Below are 23,962 nucleotides of genomic sequence, written 5' to 3'. Positions count from 1 at the left end.
ATGAAGGGCGTATAATGAAATCAATTAAATAACTCCGAGTCCATCGCATCCCACAGGGATGGGTGGAACCATGGGTTTGACTGGCAACAGCCGGGCCTGCCGTATTTGCAAAGGAGGCACTATTATAAAGGGGACGGACCCTTTTATAATAGTGTTATTTTATTCCCAGGAGGTAATTTTATGGCGAAGCAATTGTTGATCAAGCCTGAGAAATGCTTGTCCTGTCGAACATGCGAAACGGTATGTTCCTTTGGGCATTTTCAGGTCTTTAATCCAAAGCTGTCCAATGTGACGGTTTTTGCCTACGAGGCGGCGGCCATTTCGGTCCCGGTGATGTGCCTGCAGTGTTCCGACGCATCCTGCGTGGCGGTGTGTCCGGTGGGGGCCATGACCAAGGGCGAAGACGGTCTGGTCACCCTGAACCAGGATAAGTGTATTGGGTGTAAGATGTGCCTGAATGCCTGTCCCTTGGGGAATATCGGCATCAACCCCGCCACTGGCAGACTCCACAAATGCGATTTGTGCGATGGGGATCCCCAGTGTGCAAAATACTGCCCCACGGGAGCCATTGAATACGCAGACGCCACCGAGGATAAAAACCGTCAGAAAGCGGTGGCCGATGGACTGCGGGACGCTTATGGAGAGGAGGCGATTTCATGAACGCATGGACTGGAAAACTATTAAGAATCGATTTGGCTACGGGGTCCATTGCCACAGAACCCCTCAAAATGGATTTAGCCAGGGACTACGTGGGGGCCCGGGGACTGGGCACCAAGTATTTCTGTGATGAGGTCGACCCCAAGGTCGAACCCTTAAGCCCGGAAAACAAGCTGATCTTCATGACCGGCCCCCTGACCGGGACTGCCGCAGCCTGCGGCGGCCGTTATGAGGTGGTGGCCAAGGCTCCCCTGACCGGGACCATCGGCGCGGCCAATTCCGGGGGCTACTTTGGCCCAGAACTTAAATACGCAGGATATGACGGCATCATCTTTGAAAATGCCAGCGAAAAACCCGTGTACCTCTACATCAAAGATGATGTGGTGGAGCTCCGGGATGCAGACCATCTCTGGGGGAAGACCGTCTTTGAAACCACGGATATGCTCAACGAAGAATGCGGCGAAAGCTTTCGCATCGCCTGTGTGGGGCCTGTGGCGGAAAAGGGATGCCTGTACTCCGGAGTGATGAACGACAAGCACCGGGCAGCCGGTCGGGGCGGCCTGGGGACCGTGATGGCCAGTAAAAACCTGAAGGCCCTGGCCGTCCGGGGAAGCGGCGGCCTGAGTGTTGCCAATAACGAAGGCTTTATGGCCTCCATGGCGGATTGCCGGACCAAGCTTTTGGCCCACCCGGTAACCGGTGGCGGACTTCCCGCCTACGGAACGGAAATCCTGGTGAACATCCTCAATGAAAGCGGGAGCCTGCCGGTGAATAATGGCCGGGACGGTGCGGTGTTTGAACAGGCAGAGGCCATTTCCGGGGAGGCCCTGGTGGATGAATACCTGGTGCGCAATAAGGCCTGTTTTGGCTGCTGCATCGGCTGCGGGCGTATCGTCCATGTGAAGGATGGCCCCTTCAAGTCTGCTGGAGAAGGCCCGGAATACGAGGCGGGCTGGTCCTTCGGGGCGGCCTGTGGTGTGGATCGTCTGGATGCGGTGTGCAAGGCCAACTTCCTGTGTAATGAATACGGCATGGACCCCATCACCCTGGGCTCCACCATCGCCTGCCTCATGGAATTGTACGAAGCCGGCTATATCCCGGAAGAGGATATCGGATTCCCAGTGCGCTTTGGGGATGCGGATGTTGTGGTTAAACTGGTAGAAATGGTCTGTAAGGATGAGGGCATTGGGCATCTCATCGCCCAGGGCTCCTACCGCATGGCTGAAAAGTACGGCCATCCAGAGCTGTCCATGACGGTGAAAAAGCAGGAAATGCCGGCCTACGATGGCCGTGCCCAGCAGGGCATCGGTCTGGAATACGCTACTTCTAACCGTGGTGGGTGCCATGTCCGGGGGTATATGACCGCTCCGGAAATCCTGGGCCTCCCCGTTAAGATGGACCCCTTGGTCACCGAGGGAAAGGCCGGGATGCTTAAAATCTTCCAGGACCTCACCGCCCTCATCGACTCCATGGGGATGTGCTTATTCACTTCCTTCAGCCTGGGCCTGCCTGAATACGCCGAAGCCTATCGCCAGGCGGTGGGCAGTGACGAATCCGATGAGGATATCCTCTTAAAGGGGGAACGGGTCTGGAACCTGGAAAAGATGTTCAACATTGCCGCCGGTGTGGAAAAGGATACCCTGCCGCCACGGCTGCTTCGGGAAGCCCTGCCTGCAGGACCTGCCAAGGGACGGGTGAACGAGCTCTACACCATGCTTGAGGAATACTATACCTTAAGGGGATGGGATGGTGATGGCGTGCCGACGCCGGAAAAGAAGACCGCCTTAGATCTTTAAGGACGATTAAATTTTAAAAATAATGGGGCTTTCACGCTGTCCGGTGGATGGCGGAAAGCCCCGTTGGGTACAGAAGCCCGATATCTGGCAGAAGGGGGAGCCATGAAAGTAAAATTCTTTGCCTATATAAGGGATTACACCGGCACCAAGGCCATCGAGATGGAAGCTGTTCCGGATGTATATACCTTGATCCATCAGCTCAGCGACCGCTATGGAAAAGATTTTAGAGGGGTGGCCCTGGCTCCCGGTGGGGAGACTCTGGGGGATGAAATCATCATCCTGGTCAATGGCCGCCATGTGGAGCATCTGAATGGCATCCACACGCCCCTTGTGCCGTCGGATACCGTTGCAATCTTCCCGGTGGTGGCCGGGGGATGAAAGGAGAGGACAGCGTTGGACATCACACCGAATCAAATTCAAACAATCATGGAGGCCTATCCCAGGGATGAGCGGTTTGCCCTGGCCATACTGCAGGATATGCAGCGGACTTTCCAGTATATTCCAAGGAGCGGGCTTATGGCCCTGTCAGAATACCTCGGCCGGCCGGAGGCCAGCCTCTACGCCATGGCGACCTTTTACAAGGCTCTGAGCCTAAAGCCCAAGGGCAAGCATATCATCAAATGCTGCGATGGCACCGCCTGCCACATCCGGGGGTCCTTAACCATCGTGGATGGGGTCAAGCGGCTATTGGGACTGGCCCCGGGGGAAACCTCCGAGGATGGGCTGTTTTCCCTGGAAACCGTCAACTGCATGGGGGCCTGCGCCCTGGCACCGGTGGTGGTGGTGGATGATGTCTACCACAGTAAGGTGACCTTGGATAAGCTAAAGGCCATTTTAGAGGAATGTGCAGAGGAGGATAAAGCATGAAGGACCAGATAATCCTGATTTGCTGCGGGACAGGCTGTCGGGCCAATGGCAGCATGGCTGTGGCCGAGGCCTTTGGGCAAATCATTGCTGAAAAAAATCTGTCCGCCGAGGTCCAGACCGATATCAAAAAGACCGGATGCAGCGGCCTGTGTGAGAGCGGCCCCGTGGTCCAGATTCTTCCCCAGGGCATCATGTATTATAAGGTAAAGGTGAAGGATGTCCCCGCCATTGTGGAGCGGACCCTTGAAGGGGGCGAAATCATCGAAAGCCTTCTGGGCAAGGACAACGATGGGAAACGGGTAAAAACCCAGCAGGAACACCCCTTTTATGCCAACCAACAAAAAATCGCCTTAAAGGACCTGGGCTGGCTGGATCCCGAAAGCATCGATGCCTATATTGAAGCCGGGGGATACCAAGCCTTAAAAAAAGCCCTCACCATGACACCCGAGGCCATTATCAATGAGGTAGAAGCCTCCAATCTCCGGGGACGGGGGGGTGCCGGATTCCCAACGGGGCGCAAATGGCGCACAGCGGCGGGGTACGATGTCTTTCCGAAATACGTGGTGTGTAATGGAGACGAGGGGGACCCCGGTGCCTTTATGGACTGCTCCCTCATGGAGGGGAATCCCCACGTGGTGCTGGAGGGCTTGGCTATTGCGGCCATCGCCATTGGTGCCGAGGAGGGTTTTTTCTACGTCCGGGATGAATACGATCTGGCGGTACGGATGCTGCGGGGGGCCATTGCCGATGCCGAGGACCGGGGCATCTTAGGAGAATCCGTCATGGGTACCGACCATAAGCTGAAGCTTTCTGTGGTTCGGGGGGGCGGGGCCTTTGTCTGTGGGGAATCTACAGCCCTCATGGCCTCCATCGCCGGCCGGGTTGGAGAACCCCGGGCAAAGTATATCCGCTCGGTACAGCGGGGCCTGTGGGACCATCCCACGGTGCTGAATAACGTGGAAACCTTAGCCAATATCCCGGTGATCATCCGGGATGGGGGTGCCGCCTTTGCCCAGGTGGGTACGGAAAAAAGCGGGGGGACCAAGGTATTCGCCATGGTAGGCAAGGTCAAACGGACCGGCCTGGCGGAGGTTCCCATGGGGGCCACCCTGCGCCACCTGATCTTTGACATCGGCGGGGGCATTTTAGGGGATCGTCCCTTTAAGGCCGTCCAAACCGGTGGACCCTCCGGGGGCTGTATCCCAGAATCCATGCTGGATTTAGAGGTGGATTTTGACACCCTGAAGGCCTACGGCGCCATGATGGGTTCCGGCGGTATGATCGTCATGGATGACCGAAGCTGTATGGTGGAAGTTGCCCGGTATTACACCAAGTTCCTCTGCGAAGAGAGCTGCGGAAAATGCACCCCCTGTCGGGAGGGACTCCGGCGGATGCTGGAAATTCTGACGGATATCTGTGAAGGCCGGGGCCGGGAGGGGGATATTGAGCTCCTGGAAACCATCGGCCACGCCATGGAGGATGCCTCCTTGTGCAGTTTGGGGAAATCCGCCCCCAACCCGGTGCTGACCACCATCAAATTCTTCCGGGAAGAGTACGAAGCTCATATCAGGGACCACTATTGTCCGGCGGGAGTGTGTACCAAGCTTGTGGCCTTTGCCATCGATAAAAATGTGTGCGTGGGCTGCGGTGCCTGTAGCCGTCAATGTCCGGTGGAGGCCATATCCGGCGGGAAGAAGGCGCCCCATACCATCGATCCGGCCAAGTGCATCGTCTGTGGAAGCTGCCGGGAAGCCTGTCATTTTGATGCGGTTATCACCGTCAAAAAAGGGGCTGGGCATCAGAAAACGGCAAGTTCCCTGGCCGTGGAATTGTTGTAGGGGGTTTGAGATGATTGAAATTAAAATTGACGATAGGGTGTATACCTGTGAAAAGGGCGAGTATCTTTTAGATATCGCCAAGCGGAACCACATCGATATTCCCACCCTCTGCCATCATCCGGGAATGGATGGACTGGCCAGCTGCCGGCTGTGTATTGTGGAGGTGGTGGAACGGGGATGGAGCAAAATCGTGGTGTCCTGCGTCTACCCCGTGGATAAGCCCATTGAGGTCTATACCAATAGCGAACGGGTACGTCGGGACCGGGCGGCGGTACTGATGCTCCTGGCCCTTCGGGCACCGGAAAGTCCGGAGATTAAAGATTTGTGCGAAAAATACGGCGCCTTGGATGGCAGCCGTTTTGCCGCCATCGAGAATGAAAAATGCGTGATGTGCGGCCTGTGCGCCCAGGCCTGTGGGGCCATCGGAACCGGGGCCATTGCCACCGTGGGCCGGGGGACGGAGAAAAAAATAGCCACCCCCTACGATGAGCCCAGCGATGTCTGCATCGGCTGCTTATCCTGTGCCAAGGTCTGCCCCACCGGAGCCATCAGCTTTACCGAAAATCCCACAGACCGGGAAATTTGGGGACGGCGGTTCCCCTTGGTGTTCTGCCAAAAATGTGGCGCACCCTTGGGCACCTACGCCGAAGTGCAGTATGCCGCTAAAAAAGCCGGCCATCCCGGGGAGACCCTCTGTACCCATTGCCGCCAGGCCGCCATGAGCGATGCCTTGGCCCATACTTACGGGGAAGTTTAGGCGTAAAAATTCAGCCGTTCGCCCCGGACGAAACCCATGAGGGTGACGCCGTGTTCCCGGGCCAGCTGGACGCTGCCCTGGGTGGGGGCGGAGATGGACATCACCCAGGGAATGCCCCGGGCGATAATCCAACCCATGACCTCCGAGGGAATCCGTCCGGTGGTGAGGAGCATGGTCCTCTCAGTGGACAGCCCATGGCGGAGGATACCGCCAAAGAGCTTATTGTAGGTATTGTAACGGCTGACATCATCGTAAAATAAAAGGGGCTGCCCGTCTTGATACAGGCCGATGCTGTGGACTCCCCCGGTTGTGACAAAAACCTCGGACTTCCGGCTAAAGGCATCCATCATTTGAAATAAGGCATCCACATCCATGTGGGCACGGTTCATGGCATCCTCGAAGGAGGTTGTCAGGGGGCAGTGCCCCTTTTTTTTATGGGGTGAGGCAATGCTCTCCTCGGAGAGGCTAAAAAAATCCCCCTGATGGGCCCCTGTGGTGGAGCTGGTGACGGCGATGGTGGCACCGGGGGTCTCAGGGAAAGGGGTGATGGTGAGATCGGTGACGGCAGACATCCCCGGTATCAATCCTTTAAGGGAGAGAAAGCCCAGGGCCAGCTCCTCAAGGTCCCAGGGAAGGGTCATCAGGGTGATGATCGGCTCACCATTGAGGGTGAGGGACACGGGGTATTCCTTCACCATGGGGTCCGCCATTCGCATGATGCCCCTTGGGGTAATTTTTTCGATTTCTTCACGATAGATGGTCATGGGGTCCTCCTAAATGAGTGGCCAGGTCCCTGGGTGTATTCAAATTACAGAACATCTCCCAGTTTGGGCTAAAGCGTCTTGCGGTGGCTTCGGGGATATAGGTGATGGATTCCCCTTCTAAATACTTAAAGATGCTTTTTCGCCGGCTGTTAAGGAAAGCCTCCATGGTGGGGAGAAGGGCCGGGCTGTAAAAGGCATTGAAGGGCTCAATCCACTCCTGGTAGCGGGTGACGCAGCCACTAGTGGGGTCCTCCTTCAGCCGGGACATCATATAGCGGATATACCGGGGATTGTAGTGGGGCATATCGCAGGCCGTTACATAGAGATAGCGGGATTCGGTATGGCACAGCCCGGTGTAAATCCCGGTGAGGGAGGCGGCGGTGGCCAGGGCATCGGGATAAAAGGCCCGAATGCCCGTTACCGGAGCCACCGCCTCCCGGGGGCAGCCCAGGGCGATGATATCCTCAAAGAGGGGGGACAGCTGGTGGACGATGGATTGGAGGAGTCCCTCCTCCCCAAGGACCAGGTTTTTCTTATCCAGCCCCATCCGGGTGCTTTTGCCCCCCACCAAAATAGCGGCAGTTTTAAAATCGGTCACGCCAATGCTCCGAGGCCACTAATCCACCTGCCGGAGGTTGACCTTGCAGACCTTAAAGGGCGGAATCTTGGCGATGGGGTCCACCTTTCCTCCGGTGAGACAGTTGGCTCCAGTATCGCCATAATGGAAGGGCATGAATAGGGTGTTTTCCTGAATGCCCTGGTTAAAGGCGGCCTTGGCCTGGACGGTGCCCCGGGGGGAGGTCACCTGGAGAAGCTGGCCTTCCATAAAGCCGTAGTTCTGGGCGGTTTGGGGATTAATTTCCACAAAGGCCTCCCCAACGAGCTGCTGGATGCCTGGGGTGCGCATGGTCATGGTCCGGGTGTGGTAGTGCTGGAGAATCCGTCCGGTCATGAGGATCATGGGGTAAGCATCATCAGGCTGATCTTCCGGGGGCAGATACTGGGCGATATTGAACTTGCCCTTGCCCCGGGTAAATTTCCCCTGATGGAGGAAGGGGGTCCCGGGTGAATCGGCATGGGCACAGGGCCATTGGATGCGGTCTCCCCGATCCAGACGGGCATGGGATACCCCGGCGTAGCTGGGGGTCACGGCCGCAATTTCATCCATAATCTCAGCGGTGCTGTTAAAATCGAAGCCAGGAGCCCCCATGGCCTGGGCCAAATCGCAGAGGATGCGCCAGTCCTCCCGGGCTTCCCCTGGGGCGGTAACGGCCTTTCGAAGAAGCTGAATCCGGCGTTCGGTATTGGTGAAGGTACCGTCCTTTTCGGCGTAGACCGTGGCGGGCAGAACCACATCGGCGTATTCCGCCGTCTCCGTCAGGAAGATATCCTGGAGGACGATGAATTCAGCCTTTTCAAAGGCGGCCTTGACATGGTTGGTATTGGGGTCGGAGACCAGGGGATTTTCCCCCATGATGTAGAGGAATTTCACAATGCCTTCTTCTACATCGTCTACGATCTCGGTGACGGTGCGGCCGATATTGGTGGGCAGGGTAACCCCCCAGGCTTTTTCAAATTTGGCGACGACTTCGGGGTTGGCCGTCTTTTGGTAGCCGGTGTAATCCCCGGGCAAGGCACCCATATCGCAGGCTCCCTGGACGTTGTTCTGCCCCCGGAGGGGATTGACCCCACAACCCGGACGTCCGATTTTTCCAGTGATCATGGCGAGGTTAGCGGTGCTCATGACCCCATCGGTGCCGGTGGCGTGCTGGGTGACGCCCATGGAATAGAAGATTCCCCCGGTAGCCTTGGTGGCGTAAAGTCTGGCGGCCTTTCGCATTTCTTCGGGGTCGACGCCGCAGATGGCGGCACATTCCTCTACGGTGAGGGTCTTTAAGTAGGCCTCAAAGGCTTCAAAATCCTCGGTACGGGCATTGATGAAGGCCCGGTCTTCCAGCTGCTCGTCTAAAATGGCCTTCATCAGGCCATTGAAGAGGGCCACGTTGGTGCCGGGGCGGATTTGCAGGAAGACATCGGCGTAGTCGGCCAGCTCAATATGCCGGGGCTCGGCGACGATGAGGGCTGCTCCGGCCTGTACCCGCTGCTTGATCTTGGCCCCGATGACGGGGTGGGTTTCGGTGGTGTTGGAGCCAGAGACTAAGATGACATCCATCAGGGGGATTTCATCAATGCTGTTGGTCATGGCACCGCTGCCAAAGGATCGGGCCAGGCCTGCCACGGTGGAGGCATGACACAGTCTGGCGCAATGGTCCACATTATTGGTTTTGCCCACGGTGCGGATGAATTTCTGGAAGAGGTAGTTTTCCTCATTGGTGCATCGGGCCGAGGAGAAGCCAGCCACGGCCTGGGGCCCCTGGGCCACGGCGGCGGTGAGCTTTTCGGTGATCAGGGCGGTGGCTTCCTCCCAGGTCGCCGGCTCCAATTGGCCATTTCGGCGGATCAGGGGGGTCTTTAGTCGATCCGGGCTCCCCACGAAATCGTAGGCGAATCGCCCCTTGACGCAGAGGAGGTTGTCATTGACATGGCCGGGAACGCTCATGATATCGGTGATTTTATTATCGTACACCTTCAGCTTTAAGGTACAGCCCACGCCGCAATAAGGGCAGATGGTTTCCACGGTTTTGGTGGAGGGCAGGGGAACGTATTTCTTAGGGGCCAGGGCTCCGGTGGGGCATTCGGCGATGCAGTTCCCGCAGCTGACGCAATGGGTGCGTTTATCCCCCCGGAGCATGTTAAAGACTGGGCCGATGGCGGTTTCGTAGCCCCGTTCACTCCGGGAGAGGACATGGTTGCACTGGAGGTGCTCGCAGACCTTGATACAGCGGTTGCACAGGATGCATTTATTGGGGTCGTAGGTGTAGAAGGGGTTGGAATCGTCAATGGGGGCATTTTTTTCAAAGGTCTGGCCAAAGGATTTTTCCTCATCGTATTCGATGCAATTGCCATTGTATTCCACAAACTTGCAGGTATCAAAGCGATAGCAGGTCAGGCAGTCGAATTTGTGCTCGGAGAACAGCATTTTCAGGACAAAGCGTCTTGCCCGGCGGACAGCGGCGTTGTTGGTATAGACCACCATCCCTTCGGCCACCGGGGTGGAGCAGGCGGTTTCAAGGCGTCTGGCGCCCACCACCTCCACCAGGCACATCCGGCAGCTCCCCTCCGGGGAAAAATCTTTAAAGTAACACAGGGTGGGGATTTCAATATTAGCGGTTTTAGCGGCCTGGAGGATGGTCATCCCAGGGGATGCGCATACGGATTGGCCGTCAATGGTTAGGTTAATCATCTTATTATCTCCTCGTTATCGATAGTATCCATTTATGTCGATTCGGGCTGATGTCATAGTTCTATATTAGCCGATTTCAGCAGAAAAGACCAGAAGCATTTTTAGAAAGCGCCGATGTAAAAGAAAAAGAGTAGAAATTGGATTGAAATCGTGTATAATAAGATATAGAATAGAGCCAGGGAGAAATCGCATTTGAAAAGATATCAAATTGAAAGAATACAGTGTCAGTGGGAAAAGGGCGGTCCGATAAAGGCCCTGTCCCAGGGGCTTTTAGTCGAGGGTAAAGGTCTGGATGGAGATTTCCACAGCCTGGGCGGAGATAAACAGCTGACCCTCATGGGCAGTGTCTTAGAGGCCTGGATGGAAAATCAGGTCCCGCCAGGGCTTTGCTTTGCCCGGGTCAAGGCAAATTTAATCCTTAAAGGGAGTTTGTCCAACCTAGAACAAGGGGATGTTCTGACCCTTGGGGATGCCCAGGTGATCATTACCCAAAGGGGAAAGGGATGTCCTTTTGAAAATTGCCCAGTAGGCATGGGGCAGTGTGCCCTTCAGCAGGAAATGTGTTATGCTCGGGTGATCCGGGGTGGAGCCATCAAATCAACGGAAGAAGAGTCAATATGCCCAGGAAAGGAGTGTTGATCAAGGGGCGGATGTCAGAAGTCAATAGGATCAAAATTGCAAATCAAAAAGGAGAGATGTGTCATGAAAAAAGTATGGATAGGGATTATTTTGGCTTTAAGTATGGTTTTAATGCTCTCGGGCTGCGGGACCCAGAAAAAAGCGGTGGAGGATAAGGGGGATTTGCTCATGGCAACCACCACCAGCACCGATGACACGGGTCTGTTAGATTACCTGGCACCGATTTTCAAGGAGGATACGGGTTACACCCTGAAATGGGATGCCGTGGGAACGGGTGAAGCTATTAAAATGGGTGAAAATGGCGATGTGGCAGTTTTATTGGTCCACGCCAAGGCCAGCGAGGATGAATTTGTGAAAGCGGGCTATGGTGTGGAACGCTTCCCGGTGATGTACAATGATTTTGTGGTGGTCGGTCCATCGGGACCCATCGCTAAAACCGAGGATATAAACACGGTGTTTACGGCAGTTTTAAATCAGCAGCTCCCCTTTGTCTCCCGGGGGGATGATTCCGGGACGGATAAGAAGGAAAAGAAGATTTGGAAGACCTTATCCCTGGACCCTGCCCAGAATCCGAACTACGTGGAATCTGGCCAGGGCATGGGCGCAACCCTGACCATGGCCAACGAGCAGAAGGCCTATACCTTAACGGACCGGGGAACCTGGCTTAAGATGTCCAAGGATGCGGATGTCCCCATGGATATCGATATTGTCTGTGAAGGGGATAAAAACCTCTTAAATCAATACGGCGTTATCGCCGTCAGCCCGGACAAATACCCGAACACCAATATCGATGGGGCTAACGCCTTTATTAAGTGGATTTGCTCCGAAAAAGTCCAAAAGCTCATTGGCGAATACGGCGTATCGGATTACGGACAGGCTTTGTTCACCCCTAACGCTGGGACGGATAATTAAGGGGAAGAGAAGCTAGGCGGTAGGGACAGCTCTCTATAAGCGTCGGGCGGGTGGACATATGCCGTTTGTTCCGTCCACTTGCGAATTCGGACAAGGTGTGTTACCGAAAGTGCGTTGCACTTTCGAACACATTCTTGTCCGCCTCGATGTGGACTTACACAAAGGATATGTCCGCCCACCCTTTTGGTTCTGGATACCGCCGCGACAGATTTGTTGTCCTCCGTTCGTTCTGCAGAGCGAGGACAAAGTGGAGAATTGCCATTCGGATTGATATGGGGCTAAGGTGTTAGAAAACAGCTTTTGATCATTTATACCCTGCAGGGGCTCCATGCTAACATATCTTGAGATCAGTCCTCACGAGTTTTACGGCTATTTTAAACGCTAAGCCACAAAATTGCTGCGGCGGCATTTGCAAACAGAGGGGAGGCGGACATATCTTTCACGTAAGTCTGCATCGGGGCGGACTTGTGAGTGTTCGAAAGTGTGCAGCACTTTCGGTAACACTCCATGTCCGAATCCGTAAGCAGACGAAGTGAAAGCATATGTCCACCTCCCCGTCCCTCACTGAGAGCTACCCCTGCCGCCCTACAACCTTTGTCTTCACTCTGCAGGGATGCGCCAGCATCCCTCTTTTATAGGAGGATATCATGGAATTCTTATGGGATGGGGCGACTTTGAGCGCCATCCAGGTGACCTTTACTTTGGCCATTTGTGCCACGGGCATCTCTGCCCTGTTGGGTATTTGGCTGGGGCTAAAGCTGGAGCGCCATCAGTTTAAAGGCAAGAGCCTGGTCATCCGGATCAACCGCACCCTCATGGGGGTTCCCCCGGTGGTGGTGGGTCTTTTGACCTATATGCTGCTCATGCGCAATGGGCCCCTGGGCTTTCTCTCCCTCCTCTTCACGCTGCCGGGGATGATCATCGCCCAGACCATCATCATCACCCCCATCATCTGTGGGACGGTCTATGCCAGTGCGGAAAGGCAGGCCCCGGCCATTCGCTTCTTTGGGCAGTGCATTGGGGCATCTCCCCGGCAAACCCAGAGCCTGGTGCGAAGGGAGCTGAAACGGGAAATATATTTCGCCATCATCACCGGCTTTGGGCGGTCCATCAGTGAAGTCGGCGCCGTCATGCTGGTGGGGGGCAATATGAAATACCACACCCGAACCATGACCACTGCCATCTCCCTGCTGAAAAGCCAGGGGATTTTTACCGAGGGCATCACCCTGGGGGTGGTGCTGCTCCTCATGGCCTTCCTCCTCCAATGGGGGGCTGATTTTTTGCAAAGGGATAAACGGGAAATTGATAATTACTAATTTAGAAAAACGCATCGGAGATTTGACCATCAGCATCCCAGAGCTGGGCCTGGAGTCGGGTAAAATCCACGGGCTGCTGGGGGGCAACGGCTGTGGGAAATCCACCCTGGCCAAGCTCCTCATGGGCGCCATGGATTTAGATGCCGGACAGATCGATTGGGAGGACTGCGGGCCCAGGGACATCACCCTAATGGCCCAGCGCCCCTACCTTCTCAAGCGCACGGTTTTGGAGAACCTTACCTATCCCCTGGATATCCGCCATATAAAGCCAGAGGAAGGGGAAATGGAGAAGTGGCTTACCCAGGCCGGCCTTTGGGAGAAGCGGGATCAATACGCCCCGGGGCTATCCAGCGGGGAGCGGCAAAAGCTTTCCTTTATAAGGTCTCTGGTCTTTAAGCCCCGGTTCGTCATCATCGATGAAACCCTCTCGAACCTGGACCCCGAGAGCCTTGTGCAATTTGAGGATTTCATCCACCATTGGCAGGAGAAAGAGCACATCACCTGGCTGATCATTAGCCATCAGCTGGCCCAGATTAACGATCTGTGCGACCAGGTGCATTTTATGGAAAAGGGAAGGATCATCGAATCCGGGGACACGGAGCAGGTCATTTTTAATCCCCGGACAGAAACGGTCAGCCGGTATATGCAGTGCCAGCGAGTATGACCCAGAGAGAAAGGAAGAGAAAATATGCAGCTACTAACCGTCGACGATTTGGGCCAGGCCCGGGAAAAAATAAAGGAACGCTTCGGAAGCCATCTGCTGCGCTGTGAGAAAATTCCGGCGGCAGACAGCCTGGGGCGTATTTTAGGTGAAGGGGTTGATGCCCGGAATAATATCCCCCACTTTCGCCGGTCCACGGTGGATGGCTATGCCGTAAAGGCAACAGACGTCCAGGGCGCCAGTGAAAGCATTCCCGCTCTGCTGACCTGTGTGGAAGAAGTGGCGATGGGGGCTGCCGCCACAGGCACCCTAACCCCAGGGACCTGTGCCTATGTCCCCACCGGGGGAATGTTGCCCGAGGGAGCCGATGCCATGGTCATGGTGGAGTACAGCGAGGTTTTCTCCGGGGATGAAATCGCCATTTACACCAGCGTCGCCGCCGGGGATGGGGTGGTCCAGATTGGAGAGGATTTTGGGAAAGGCGAAGAGGGCCTTCACCGGGGCACCCGGATCCGTGCCCAGGAAATTGGGGTCATGGCCGCCCTGGGTATCCATGAGGTATCCGTGTACACCACCCTCAAGGTCGCCATTATTTCCACCGGGGATGAGCTGATTCCGGCAAAGGCCCCCCTGGAACCGGGGAAGATCCGGGATGTCAACACCAGTGCCCTGGCGGCCCTGGCCCAGTCCATGGGAATGACGGTGGTTTCCCAGGTATTGGTGCCCGATGTGTGGGAATCCATTGAGGAAGCCATTGCCGAGGCTATGGATAAGGCCGACCTTGTGCTGATTTCCGGGGGCAGCTCCAAGGGGAAAAAGGACATGACCGAAGCCATCATCGATACCGTGGCCAGTGAAGGGGTGTTTACCCACGGCTTGGCCCTCAAGCCAGGCAAGCCCACCATATTGGGCTGGGATGCACCCACTGCCACCCTCTTTCTGGGCCTGCCGGGGCATCCGGTGGCTGCTATGATGGTTTTCAGACTCCTCATGGAGTGGCTGGAGGGGGAAATGTACGGACAGCAGCCCGTGATCCCCATCACCGCTAAAATCGCCACCAATGTGGCCGGGGCACCGGGGCGCACCACCAGTGTCTTGGTAGCCCTTCGCCAGGAGGATGGGGGCTACCTGGCCATTCCCATCATGGGGAAATCCGGGCTGATCAGCATTCTCAGCCGAGCCTACGGCTATGTACTGCTGGATAAAAATCTGGAAGGAGTTCAGGCCGGTGACACCGTCACCGTATGGCCGGTGTGACTAAAATGGGAAAACGAAACCTATACCTTAAAACCGTTTCCGTGGAAGAAGCCCAGGAACGTTTCATGGAAAAGCTGGAACCTTGCCTGGAGGTACAATACGAAGAAATCGAGGTGGTGAACAGCCTCCACCGCATCACCAAGGAGGCCAGCATCGCAAGGTACTGCTCGCCTCTTTTCAACGCCTCGGCCATGGATGGCATCGCCGTGGTGTCTGCCCATACCCTGGGGGCGTCAGAAAAAACCCCGGTGGCCCTGGAAGAGGGCCGGGATTATGTGGTGGTGGATACCGGAGATCCCATCCATCCCCCCTACGATGCCGTCATCATGGCCGAGGATATTGTGGAGACGGAATCCGGGGAGCATACCATCCTCCAGGCGGCGGCCCCCTGGGATAACATCCGCCCCATTGGGGAGGACATCGTCACCGGGGAGATGATTCTGCCCAGCAACCATAAAATTCGCCCCATGGATATCGGGGCCCTCCTCTCCGCTGGGATTCTCACCATTCCGGTGGTCAAAAAGCCCAGGATGGCCATCTACCCCACGGGCACCGAAATCATCGAACCCACCGAGACCCCCGGGGAAGGGGATATCATCGAGTCCAATTCCCGGGTGATCGAAAACCGGGTAACCGAAGGGGGCGGTATCCCCCACCGTTTCCCCGCCATTCCCGATGATTATGAAAAAATCCGGGAGACTCTGGTTCATGCCATTCAGACCCATGAGATGGTGATTATCAACGCTGGCTCCAGTGCCGGCCGGGAGGATTACACCGTCCAGGTCCTCAGGGAACTGGGGGAGGTGGTGGTCCACGGCGTCGCCATGAAGCCAGGGAAGCCGGTGATTTTGGCCATCGTCCAGGGGAAGCCCGTCATTGGTTTGCCGGGGTATCCTGTAGCTGCCTATATGGCCTACGAAAGTTTTGTGGTGCCGGTGCTGAATAAGCTGACCGGTCAGGTGGACACCCAAGGCAGCCGGGCCAAGGCAGTGGTCAGTAAACGTCTGGTATCCAGCCTGAAGCACCGGGAATACGTTCGGGTAAAGTTGGGGGTGGTGAAGGACAAGCTGGTGGCTTCACCTCTGGCCCGGGGGGCTGGGGCGGCCATGTCCATGGTCAAGGCCGATGGGTGTTTAATCATCCCCCAAAATAGTGAGGGTATCGGTGCTGGAGAGTCCGCAGAGGTGGTGCTCTACAAGGCGCTGACGGAGATTGTGCAGACTTTGGTGGTCATCGGCAGCCACGACCTCATCCTGGATCTTATCGCCGATCGGCTGCCCGCCATTTATCAGGATGAATATCTGTCCAGCACCCATGTGGGCAGTATGGGCGGGCTTATGGCCCTAAAACGGGGAGAGGCCCATATGGCCCCCATCCACTTGTTGGATGAGGCCGATGGCAGTTACAATGTAAATGTGGTTAAAAGCCTATTTAAAGAACCCATGGCCCTCATCCAGGGCGTGGGCCGGGTCCAGGGATTGATGGTTAAGCCGGGGAACCCCCTGGGAATTCAGGGATTTGAGGACCTCAGGGCCCATCGCTTTGTCAATCGCCAGAGGGGAGCAGGGACCCGCCTTCTCCTGGATTATAATCTTAAGAAACGAGGGATTTCCCCGGATTCCATTTTAGGTTACAGCCAGGAATTAACCACCCATATGGCCGTGGCGGCGGCCGTGGGCAGTGATGGGGCCGATGTGGGCATGGGGGTTCAGTCGGCGGCGATGGCCATGGGCCTGGATTTCATCCCGGTGGGGGAAGAATCCTATGATTTTGCCCTACCCCAGGAAAACCTGGAGATGCCGGAGGTCAAGCATTTCATTGAGATTTTAAAAAGTGATGCCCTAAAGGAAAAATTAACCGCCCTTGGAGGCTACGCCATTGAGCATTCCGGAGAAATTCTCCACATCGACGGCAGAGAATAAAAAAATGCGCCTGGGTCCCTGTAAAATCAGGGGCTGGGCGCATTTTCTCATTGGGGGTTGGAAGCGCAGCAGGGGCAATTGGGATTTTGGGCAACGGGGATGGTGTCAAAATCCCCGTGGAGGCCGTCGTATTGCAGTAGGGTGCCGGGGTAGGCGGTACCCATTCCCAGAAGAAGCTTAAGACACTCCGTGGCCTGAAGGCTGCCGATGATACCAGCCACCGCCCCCAATGCCGGAGTTTTTTGAGGGGCAGGAAGCTGGGAGCCCAGGCATCCAAAGCAAGCACCCTCGGGCATACTGCAGAATAGCCAGCCCCAAAAGCCCATCACGCCCCCCTCCACCACGGGAATTCCCTGCTTCCGGCCGTAACGGGCCACCAGGTGACGGGTGGGGATGTTATCCACACAATCCACAATGACATCCGGGGACCCCATGAGGGCCGCCTGGTTATCCTCCTCCAGAAAAGCCTGGTGGCAGGTCACCTGGACACTGGGGTTGAAGGTTTCAATCCGGGCCTTGGCCAACTCACTTTTGGGGGACCCCAGGGCATCGGCGGGGTATAGAAATTGGCGGTTGAGGTTGCTCTCCGACAGAGTATCCCCATCGATGAGGGTCAGCTTTCCCACCCCGGCTCCAGCCAGGTAGGTTAAGACCGGGCTACCCAGTCCCCCCGCCCCGATGACCGTCACCCTGGATGCCTGCAGTCGGGCCTGGCCCGCCTCACCGATTTGGGATATCATTATTTGACGCTGATAATGGGCCTTCATTTGGGCCACCCCCTAAGATTTTGAGTCCATTATATATAGAATCCCTAAAAAAAACAATACACATTCAGAATCCACCCATTTAAAAAAGAGTGGTGATTCCATTTTTAAATGGGCTGTGATAGAATTAAAAAAAAGGGTATTAAAGGAGAGTCGACCATGGGAGCATATCAACTTAAAATTAAAATCGAGGGAAGTAAGCCAGTGGTATGGCGGCGGCTGATGATTGATGAGGGAGCGACCTTCCAGACCTTGGCCCAGGCCATTAATATCGCCTTCGGGTGGGGCGGGTACCATCTCCACGGCTTTGAATTCCCGGAGAGGGATATCCACATCGATATGGCGGATGAGGAGGGGCTTATGGCTGATTTTGGGATGGAGAGCCTGGACGAAGCAAAGGAAGCCCTTAACAAATGGCTGAAGGCAGGGGAAACCCTTCTTTATATCTATGATTTTGGAGACGATTGGATTCATCAGGTGGAGGTCGAGGCCTATCATCCCGATCAAATCCAGGAGGCCCCGGAGGTTACGGCCTATCGGGGGGATAACTTCATTGAAGATTGCGGGGGGCCCTACGGCTACTACGAGCTGGTGGGCCGCCTGAAGGACAAAAAAGACCCTGAGCGCAAAGCGCTTTTAGCCTGGGCCCAGGATTCAGGATACGGGGAGGCCTACAATCTTAAGGCAGTTAATGAGGAATTATTGGAGGATGGGCAATGGGACGAGGACATCCTCTACGATGATGAATTATTGGGGGATGAAGGCAAATTTTTCAATGCCCTGCCCAACCCCTTCGTCTCCGGGGAAATGCCGGTTCGTATTGTTGGGGATACCCCGGAATCCATCCTCCGGCAATTTACCGTGTCGGAGCTGAAGGAATACGCCCGGGAGCTTAGAATCGAGAGGCCCTACAAGCTGCGTAAGGCCGAGCTGATCGATGCCATCACCGCAAAGATATGTGATCCCCAGCAAATCACCTGGGATTTTAGTGTGGCCTATCGGGAGGAAATCGATCAGCTGCTGCAGGGGATGAAAACCGGTAACTTGGCTTTTAAATCGGACTTTCCGGCACTGCTGCTCTTTAATGGCTACGCCTATGAGGAGGAAGATGGCATCGCCATTCCCCGGCAGGTGGCAACGGCTTTGAAGAAGACGCTCAAAAGTGCGTCCTTTGAGAAACAGCGTGCAAAGGAATCCCGATATCGAGAATATCTGGAAACCTGTCTGAACCTCTACGGTATTTGTGATGACAAGCAGCCCGCTAAGGTTATGGCGACCTGCACCGGAGAATCCCCGGATTATTGGAGCTTTGAGCACCTTGTATCCCGCTGCCCCTTCCTTCGGGATGCCCTTTGCCTTAAGGATGGGTATTGGATGCCCTGGTTCTTTTCGGAAAGGGACATGGCCAGCCCCCTGCTTCAGGAGCAGGGAGACAAGCCCTATTACATGCCGACGGTCCAGGAGGTGGAAACCCACTTCGCAGGGGATACCCTCCAGGAAACGCCCCAGGCCTGGGCCTTGGTCCAGGAGCTGATTCATCGCCATCATCTTCATCGGGACAAGGCTCGGGAGATGTGTACCCGCCTCCAATTTTGGACGAAGATCGGGCTGTCCCTAAGGGATACCTTCTCCGCCTTCACCCAGGAGTTGGACGACTCCCTGGATGATGCCGCCATGGAACGCCTGGCTCCCCTTCTGATGGCCTTCCATAACAGCACCCGAATGTATTCTAACCGGGGATTTACACCCGATGAGCTGAGTGGTCCGGTGGCCAGTGAGCTTCAACAAATGGGAAAGCCGGGTAAAATTCTGGCCTTTCCCGGGAAACAGAAGTAGGATAGTGGGTTGACCGGAGCCTGTGCTTAGGAGGTCGCCGGTTTGGCTTCCCGGGCTTCCACCTCTGCAGCCACCGCAAAGGCATAAAACTGATACAAGGCGTCTTCGAGATCTGCATCCAGACGGGCCATTCCCTGGTCTGCAAGGGCATCGGGGATGGGGTAGCAGGCTTCAGCAATGGACCCGGCGATGGCCGCCAAGGTGTCGCTGTCGCCCCCCAGGGAAATTGCCAGACGGATGACGGATTCAAAATCCTCACCCTCTAAAAAAGCCGTCATGGCCTGGGGAACCGTTTCCTGACAGGATTCCACATGATGGTAGGTGGGGCGGATGGCATCACAGCGTTGGCTGAGATCGTAGTGGTAGGTTTCTTCAATATAATCTTTGATTTCGGCCTTAGGGGTCCCCTTTCGGGCCAGAAAAATGGCGGCGGCGGTCGCCTGGGCACCCTTAATCCCTTCGGGATGGTCGTGGGTCACCCCGGCGGAGATGGCAGCGTAGTGCTCCACCTCATCCAGGGTGTTGTACAGCCAGGCCACGGAGCTGACCCGCATGGCCGCGCCGTTGCCAAAGCTGCCGTAGGGCTTCGGGTCCGGGGCGTACAGCCAGTCTCCAAAGCGGGCACCGTACCCGCCGTCGGGATAGCGCTTTCCCCAGTCCTGCATGGCAGCGATAATTTCCTGGGCGGTTTTCTCCGGGTCCTGGTAGCCCCGGGTCAGCCCCTGGGCAACCGCCAGAGTCATAATGGTATCGTCCGTAAAATGGGAAGCCTCTGAAAACAATGGGAATTCCGTGGTTTTGATATTGTTGTGATCGAATTCGTAGGGACTGCCGATGATGTCCCCTAAAATAGCACCGAGCATGGTTGTTCCTCCTGAAATTTTATGGAATTTATTTTATCATGGGGGAAGAGAAAAGAACAATGGTATAAATCGGTGGATTCTCGTAAAAAAAGAAAAGCCGCTCATCCCCTTCTGGGGTGAGCGGCTTTTCCTTTAAATAACCGTTGGTAAATGCAGTAAAATCACGATGGATTTAGAGAAGGACGTCCGGGTCCGGATGGGGTGTCATCGGAAGATTCCAGGCGTGGTGGTCGGTGTGGAGGAGGTGATGGGCCTTGTGGGAAAGGGGCTCACCCAAGTATTCTTCATACAGGGTTAAGACCTCAGGGTTCTCGTGGGAGAAGCGGCGAGCGGCCATCTTATCCAGGTTGTACAGATTGCGGCTCCGAACCTCGGCCAGTTCCAGACCGTCGTGGATGGGTTGCCCCCCACCGCCGACACAGCCGCCAGGACAGGCCATGACTTCCACGAAATCGTAGGCCACCTCACCCCGGCGCAGGGCACGGATGAGTTCTCTGGCGTTGCCCAGGCCACTGACCACGGCGGTGCGCACCAGTGTGCCCTTGACATCGAAGGTGGCTTCCCGCCAGCCACGGTTGCCCCGGACCGCTTTAAAATCATCGGGCCCAGGATTTTCGCCCGTGGCCAGGAAGTAGCAGGAGCGCAGGGCGGCTTCCATGACACCGCCGGTGGCCCCAAAGATGACGGCGGCACCGGTGCCGCTGTCCAGGGGAGAATCAAAGGATTCCTCTGGGAGATCGGCCACATTGATGTTTAAAGATCGCAGCTGGCGTACCAGCTCCCGGGTGGTTAACACCAGGTCCACATCCTTGTCCCCATCCCCATCGTTGATGCTGGGAATATCGCACTCTGTCTTTTTCGCCAGGCAGGGCATGATAGAGACGGAGAAGATCTTTTTGGGATCGATGCCCACCTTCTGGGCAAAGGCCGATTTAATGACGGCCCCTTGCATCTGCTGGGGGGATTTGGCCGTGGATAAATCCTCCACCATATCCGGGTATTGGGATTTTAAGAAGCGCACCCACCCTGGGCAGCAGGAGGTAAACATGGGGTAGCGATGGGCCTCGCCGCTTCCGATGCGGGCCAGGAATTCGCTGCCCTCCTCCATGATGGTCAGGTCCGCCCCGAAGTTGGTGTCGAACACGTAGTCGAAGCCGCAGAGGCGCAGAGCGGCAGCTAAACGGCCGGGGGTCGCCTTATCCCGGGGGATACCCAGGGCTTCGCCCCAGGCTGCCCGGACCGAGGGAGCCACCTGGACCACGGCCACTACATCCGGGTTACTGACGGCCTGGTTCCAGGCAAAAACCTGGGGCTTATCATCCCGTCCCCGAAGGGCGCCCACTGGACAGTGGGTGACGCATTGGCCACAGACCGCACAATCGGCCTCGGTAATCTTCCGGCCACCGGAGACATCCACGGTGGTCCGGGAACCGGATTTGGCAATGTCCCAAATCCCCAGGCCCTGGACCTTATCGCAGATCTGGATACAGCGCATGCACTTGATGCACTTGGATTCATTTCGGATGAGGGGGAAGTCCTGGGGCCAGTTGTTTTCCGGCACATCCTTTTTATACAGGCTGTCCTCAATCCCTAAATCGTAGCTGATATTCTGGAGGGTGCAATTGCCGTTACGGGCACAGGTGGGGCAGTGACCGTCGTGCTGGGAAAGGATGAGGGACAGGTTCGTCCGACGGGCCTCCCGTACCTTGGGGGAGTTGGTGGAAACCACCATACCCTCACACACTTCATTATTACAGGCGGTCACCAATCGCTCCACCCCTTTAATTTCTACCACGCAGATGCGGCAGGCACCGATTTCGTTGATATCCTTTAGATAGCACAGGCTGGGTACGGGCCAGCCCGCTTTTTCGCAGGCCTCCATAATGGTGGTGTGCTGCGCTACCTCGATTTGCTTATTGTTGATGGTCACCTTTACCATTGGTTGACCCTCCCTCCTTTTAATGCGCTGATGCCGAAGTGGTCACACCGCAGACAGCGGGATGATTCCTGTTCAGCCTCCTGGCAGGTCATGCCGTATTCCACCTGGTCGAAATCCTGGCGGCGGGCATTGGCGTTGCGTTCCTTCATGGTCACCCGGCCGCAGGCTGGCAGATCCCCCATACGGGGGGCAGGGATTGCCACATCACAGGTAATGGCGTGGTGGAAGCCCAGATAATTGTCAATATTGGCGGCCACCACCTTACCGGTGGCTACGGCTTTGATGACCGTGGCAGGTCCGGTGGCACAGTCGCCTCCGGCGTAGACACCGGGGAAGCCCATCACCGCACCGGCGGCATCGGTCACCAGGCTGCCCCGGGCAACGGGCAGGCCGCCTTCAGCAAAGTGATTGGAGTCAATTTCCTGGCCGATGGCCACAATGATGGTATCACAGGGAATGGCTACGGTATCCTCGGTGGAATCCGCTGGGCGGGGACGTCCGGCAGCGTCCATCAGTCCGATTACCTTGGGGTCTGCCCAAAGGGCGCTGACATGGCCTGTGGCATCCCGCTCGATAAATTTGGGGGCGTGGAGCTCTAAAATCTGAACTCCTTCGGCTTCGGCCCCTTCAATTTCGTCCGGAAGGGCCGTCATGTCCGCCTTCCGGCGACGGTAGACCACACCCACTTGGTCGGCCCCCAGCCGGATGGCCGTCCGGGAGACATCCATGGCCACATTGCCCCCGCCGATGACCATGACGGTCTTTCCGGTGAAGTCCGGCATCCGGCCCTCGCCGATATCCCGGAGCATATCCACGGCAGAGATGACATCTGGTCCGTTCTCACCGTCGATGCCGATTTTCTTATCCTTGTGGGCACCGATGGCAATATAAACCGCATCGTAATTTTTCTGAAGGGTATCCAGAGGGATGCCCTTCTCGCCGCCGATGGGGGTGTTGAGATGGCATTCCACGCCGGTAGAGAGGATGGCATTGATATCCCCATCGAGATCGGATTCCGGCAATCGGTAGCCCGGAATACCGTAGCGCAGCATACCCCCCAGGGCATCCCGCTGTTCGAAGACGGCGGTTTGATGGCCCATGAGCTGGAGATAATAGGCCGCACTCAAGCCGCTGGGGCCACCGCCGATGATGGCGATGCGTTTCCCGGTGGATGCCGCATTATCCGGCACGGGGACATCCCCGGCGTGTTCGATGGCGTAGCGCTTGATCCCCCGGATGTTAACGGAGCTGTCCACCATATTCCGGCGGCAGCGGGCTTCGCAGGGATGCTCACAGACCATGGCACAGGCTGTTACGAAGGGGTTATCCTTTCGGATAAGCCGCACGGCATCCTGGTGACGGCCTTCGCCCACCAGGGCCAGGTAGCCCGGAATATCCACACCTGCAGGGCACAGAGCGACACAAGGGACCGGTTGGTCTAAGTGGCAGATGCAGCGGTTATGGGTGACGTGCTCCTCAAAATCATCCCGGAAGCCAGCCAGTCCCTTTAGAATCATGTGGGCTGCTTCATAGCCGATGGCGCAGTCTGCCGTTTCATAAACCACCCGGGCGGTTTTCTCCAGGGTGTCAATGGTGGCCATAGAGCCTCGGCTCTCTAAAATATCCTCCATGAGGTTTCCCATTTGTCCCAACCCAATGCGGCAGGGGGTACATTTTCCACAGGTCTGTGCGTGGCAGAGCTGAAGGAAGGCGTGTGAAATATCCACAGGGCATAACCCCGGAGGACTGGCCACAATCCGTTGCTCCAGGTTTTTATACAACCCTTCCACAACCTGTTGTGCCCGGCTTTTCGTAACGATACTCAACCTAGACATAATAATTTTCTCTCTCCGATTGATAAAATTTTATT

The 23,962-nt window shown here is 56.2% G+C and carries 20 protein-coding genes and 1 riboswitch; of the genes, 13 read left to right on the top strand and 7 right to left on the bottom strand.

Features of this window, described 5'->3' with window-relative positions; genetic code table 11:
• Positions 1 to 20 precede the first annotated feature (20 nt).
• Positions 21 to 132: riboswitch (molybdenum cofactor riboswitch) on the top strand.
• A 48-nt stretch (positions 133 to 180) separates the two neighbouring features.
• The 6 genes from BLW33_RS07925 (at position 181) to BLW33_RS07900 (ending at position 5,915) form a co-directional block, all read left to right on the top strand.
• A complete protein-coding gene (locus tag BLW33_RS07925; protein WP_090307327.1) occupies positions 181 to 660 on the top strand; it encodes a 4Fe-4S dicluster domain-containing protein in 480 nt (159 codons plus the stop codon).
• Positions 657 to 2,453: an aldehyde ferredoxin oxidoreductase family protein gene (locus tag BLW33_RS07920; protein WP_090307324.1), complete on the top strand. Its 1,797-nt coding sequence runs from the start codon at positions 657 to 659 to the stop codon at positions 2,451 to 2,453. The genes BLW33_RS07925 and BLW33_RS07920 overlap by 4 nt, the downstream gene beginning before the upstream one ends.
• A 102-nt stretch (positions 2,454 to 2,555) precedes the next feature.
• The gene (locus BLW33_RS07915) at positions 2,556 to 2,831 is read left to right on the top strand and encodes a MoaD family protein (protein WP_090307322.1); all 276 of its coding nucleotides are present in this window, start codon (positions 2,556 to 2,558) and stop codon (positions 2,829 to 2,831) included.
• A gap of 15 nt (positions 2,832 to 2,846) precedes the next feature.
• Positions 2,847 to 3,320, top strand: coding sequence for an NADH-quinone oxidoreductase subunit NuoE family protein (locus BLW33_RS07910; protein ID WP_242911629.1), 474 nt, complete (start codon positions 2,847 to 2,849; stop codon positions 3,318 to 3,320).
• A complete protein-coding gene (locus BLW33_RS07905; RefSeq protein WP_090307319.1) occupies positions 3,317 to 5,158 on the top strand; it encodes an NADH-ubiquinone oxidoreductase-F iron-sulfur binding region domain-containing protein in 1,842 nt (613 codons plus the stop codon). Before BLW33_RS07910 ends, BLW33_RS07905 begins: the two co-directional genes overlap by 4 nt.
• Before the next feature lie 10 nt (positions 5,159 to 5,168).
• Positions 5,169 to 5,915 carry a 2Fe-2S iron-sulfur cluster-binding protein gene (locus BLW33_RS07900; RefSeq protein WP_090307317.1) on the top strand — a complete coding sequence of 249 codons (747 nt, stop codon included), beginning with the start codon at positions 5,169 to 5,171 and terminating at the stop codon, positions 5,913 to 5,915.
• Here the strand turns inward: BLW33_RS07900 and BLW33_RS07895 are convergent.
• From BLW33_RS07895 to fdhF, 3 genes are read right to left on the bottom strand one after another with little or no spacing between them, the layout of a single operon-like run.
• Positions 5,912 to 6,679 carry a formate dehydrogenase accessory sulfurtransferase FdhD gene (locus BLW33_RS07895; protein WP_090307314.1) on the bottom strand — a complete coding sequence of 256 codons (768 nt, stop codon included), beginning with the start codon at positions 6,677 to 6,679 and terminating at the stop codon, positions 5,912 to 5,914. The genes BLW33_RS07900 and BLW33_RS07895 overlap by 4 nt on opposite strands.
• Positions 6,663 to 7,277 carry a molybdenum cofactor guanylyltransferase gene (mobA, locus tag BLW33_RS07890; RefSeq protein ID WP_090307312.1) on the bottom strand — a complete coding sequence of 205 codons (615 nt, stop codon included), beginning with the start codon at positions 7,275 to 7,277 and terminating at the stop codon, positions 6,663 to 6,665. The genes BLW33_RS07895 and mobA overlap by 17 nt, the downstream gene beginning before the upstream one ends.
• 18 nt (positions 7,278 to 7,295) lie before the next feature.
• Positions 7,296 to 9,983, bottom strand: coding sequence for a formate dehydrogenase subunit alpha (gene fdhF, locus BLW33_RS07885; protein ID WP_090307309.1), 2,688 nt, complete (start codon positions 9,981 to 9,983; stop codon positions 7,296 to 7,298).
• A gap of 192 nt (positions 9,984 to 10,175) precedes the next feature.
• Here fdhF and BLW33_RS07880 point away from each other — a divergent pair, with 192 nt between their 5' ends.
• The 6 genes from BLW33_RS07880 (at position 10,176) to BLW33_RS07855 (ending at position 16,690) form a co-directional block, all read left to right on the top strand.
• A complete protein-coding gene (locus BLW33_RS07880; RefSeq protein ID WP_090307307.1) occupies positions 10,176 to 10,622 on the top strand; it encodes a hypothetical protein in 447 nt (148 codons plus the stop codon).
• 63 nt (positions 10,623 to 10,685) lie between these two features.
• Complete coding sequence (locus BLW33_RS07875) at positions 10,686 to 11,534, top strand: ABC transporter substrate-binding protein (RefSeq protein ID WP_090307304.1); 849 nt, start codon at positions 10,686 to 10,688, stop codon at positions 11,532 to 11,534.
• 647 nt (positions 11,535 to 12,181) lie between these two features.
• The gene (locus BLW33_RS07870) at positions 12,182 to 12,850 is read left to right on the top strand and encodes an ABC transporter permease (RefSeq protein ID WP_090307302.1); all 669 of its coding nucleotides are present in this window, start codon (positions 12,182 to 12,184) and stop codon (positions 12,848 to 12,850) included.
• Entirely contained in the window at positions 12,837 to 13,514 is a 678-nt protein-coding gene (locus BLW33_RS07865) for an ATP-binding cassette domain-containing protein (RefSeq protein ID WP_090307299.1), read from the top strand. The genes BLW33_RS07870 and BLW33_RS07865 overlap by 14 nt, the downstream gene beginning before the upstream one ends.
• Positions 13,515 to 13,538: 24 nt before the next feature.
• Positions 13,539 to 14,768 (top strand): molybdopterin molybdotransferase MoeA, encoded by a 1,230-nt coding sequence (locus tag BLW33_RS07860; RefSeq protein WP_090307296.1) that lies wholly within the window; start codon positions 13,539 to 13,541, stop codon positions 14,766 to 14,768.
• A 5-nt stretch (positions 14,769 to 14,773) separates the two neighbouring features.
• Positions 14,774 to 16,690 carry a molybdopterin biosynthesis protein gene (locus tag BLW33_RS07855; protein WP_090307363.1) on the top strand — a complete coding sequence of 639 codons (1,917 nt, stop codon included), beginning with the start codon at positions 14,774 to 14,776 and terminating at the stop codon, positions 16,688 to 16,690.
• Between the two features lie 47 nt (positions 16,691 to 16,737).
• On the opposite strand, the gene BLW33_RS07850 is transcribed toward BLW33_RS07855, so the two are convergent.
• Complete coding sequence (locus BLW33_RS07850) at positions 16,738 to 17,457, bottom strand: HesA/MoeB/ThiF family protein (protein ID WP_090307293.1); 720 nt, start codon at positions 17,455 to 17,457, stop codon at positions 16,738 to 16,740.
• 156 nt (positions 17,458 to 17,613) lie between these two features.
• Between BLW33_RS07850 and BLW33_RS07845 the strand changes: the two genes are divergently transcribed.
• Complete coding sequence (locus BLW33_RS07845) at positions 17,614 to 19,290, top strand: IS1096 element passenger TnpR family protein (protein WP_176966664.1); 1,677 nt, start codon at positions 17,614 to 17,616, stop codon at positions 19,288 to 19,290.
• Positions 19,291 to 19,316: 26 nt separating this feature from the next.
• Here BLW33_RS07845 and BLW33_RS07840 read toward each other — a convergent pair whose 3' ends face one another.
• The 3 genes from BLW33_RS07840 to BLW33_RS07830 all read right to left on the bottom strand — a co-directional run bounded on the left by BLW33_RS07840 (position 19,317) and on the right by BLW33_RS07830 (position 23,927).
• Positions 19,317 to 20,153, bottom strand: coding sequence for an ADP-ribosylglycohydrolase family protein (locus BLW33_RS07840; protein WP_090307287.1), 837 nt, complete (start codon positions 20,151 to 20,153; stop codon positions 19,317 to 19,319).
• Positions 20,154 to 20,325: 172 nt separating this feature from the next.
• Positions 20,326 to 22,092, bottom strand: coding sequence for a [FeFe] hydrogenase, group A (locus tag BLW33_RS07835; protein ID WP_090307284.1), 1,767 nt, complete (start codon positions 22,090 to 22,092; stop codon positions 20,326 to 20,328).
• Positions 22,086 to 23,927 (bottom strand): NAD(P)-binding protein, encoded by a 1,842-nt coding sequence (locus BLW33_RS07830; protein ID WP_090307281.1) that lies wholly within the window; start codon positions 23,925 to 23,927, stop codon positions 22,086 to 22,088. Before BLW33_RS07830 ends, BLW33_RS07835 begins: the two co-directional genes overlap by 7 nt.
• Positions 23,928 to 23,962: the final 35 nt, after the last annotated feature.

Source organism: Eubacterium aggregans (assembly GCF_900107815.1).
Lineage (GTDB): Bacteria > Bacillota > Clostridia > Eubacteriales > Eubacteriaceae > Eubacterium_O > Eubacterium_O aggregans.
Note: the sequence above shows the minus strand (reverse complement) of the source record. Positions and strands in the feature narration are given on the sequence as shown.

Bases quoted from the DNA above. Each gene is read 5' to 3' on its own strand.
- BLW33_RS07920 (WP_090307324.1), top strand. From the start codon at position 657: ATGAACGCATGGACTGGAAAACTATTAAGAATCGATTTGGCTACGGGG.
- BLW33_RS07860 (WP_090307296.1), top strand. From the start codon at position 13,539: ATGCAGCTACTAACCGTCGACGATTTGGGCCAGGCCCGGGAAAAAATA.
- BLW33_RS07870 (WP_090307302.1), top strand. From the start codon at position 12,182: ATGGAATTCTTATGGGATGGGGCGACTTTGAGCGCCATCCAGGTGACC.
- BLW33_RS07875 (WP_090307304.1), top strand. From the start codon at position 10,686: ATGAAAAAAGTATGGATAGGGATTATTTTGGCTTTAAGTATGGTTTTA.
- BLW33_RS07925 (WP_090307327.1), top strand. From the start codon at position 181: ATGGCGAAGCAATTGTTGATCAAGCCTGAGAAATGCTTGTCCTGTCGA.
- BLW33_RS07845 (WP_176966664.1), top strand. From the start codon at position 17,614: ATGGGAGCATATCAACTTAAAATTAAAATCGAGGGAAGTAAGCCAGTG.
- BLW33_RS07840 (WP_090307287.1), bottom strand. From the start codon at position 20,153: ATGCTCGGTGCTATTTTAGGGGACATCATCGGCAGTCCCTACGAATTC.
- BLW33_RS07835 (WP_090307284.1), bottom strand. From the start codon at position 22,092: ATGGTAAAGGTGACCATCAACAATAAGCAAATCGAGGTAGCGCAGCAC.
- BLW33_RS07895 (WP_090307314.1), bottom strand. From the start codon at position 6,679: ATGACCATCTATCGTGAAGAAATCGAAAAAATTACCCCAAGGGGCATC.
- fdhF (WP_090307309.1), bottom strand. From the start codon at position 9,983: ATGATTAACCTAACCATTGACGGCCAATCCGTATGCGCATCCCCTGGG.
- BLW33_RS07850 (WP_090307293.1), bottom strand. From the start codon at position 17,457: ATGAAGGCCCATTATCAGCGTCAAATAATGATATCCCAAATCGGTGAG.
- BLW33_RS07855 (WP_090307363.1), top strand. From the start codon at position 14,774: ATGGGAAAACGAAACCTATACCTTAAAACCGTTTCCGTGGAAGAAGCC.
- BLW33_RS07830 (WP_090307281.1), bottom strand. From the start codon at position 23,927: ATGTCTAGGTTGAGTATCGTTACGAAAAGCCGGGCACAACAGGTTGTG.
- BLW33_RS07915 (WP_090307322.1), top strand. From the start codon at position 2,556: ATGAAAGTAAAATTCTTTGCCTATATAAGGGATTACACCGGCACCAAG.
- BLW33_RS07900 (WP_090307317.1), top strand. From the start codon at position 5,169: ATGATTGAAATTAAAATTGACGATAGGGTGTATACCTGTGAAAAGGGC.
- BLW33_RS07905 (WP_090307319.1), top strand. From the start codon at position 3,317: ATGAAGGACCAGATAATCCTGATTTGCTGCGGGACAGGCTGTCGGGCC.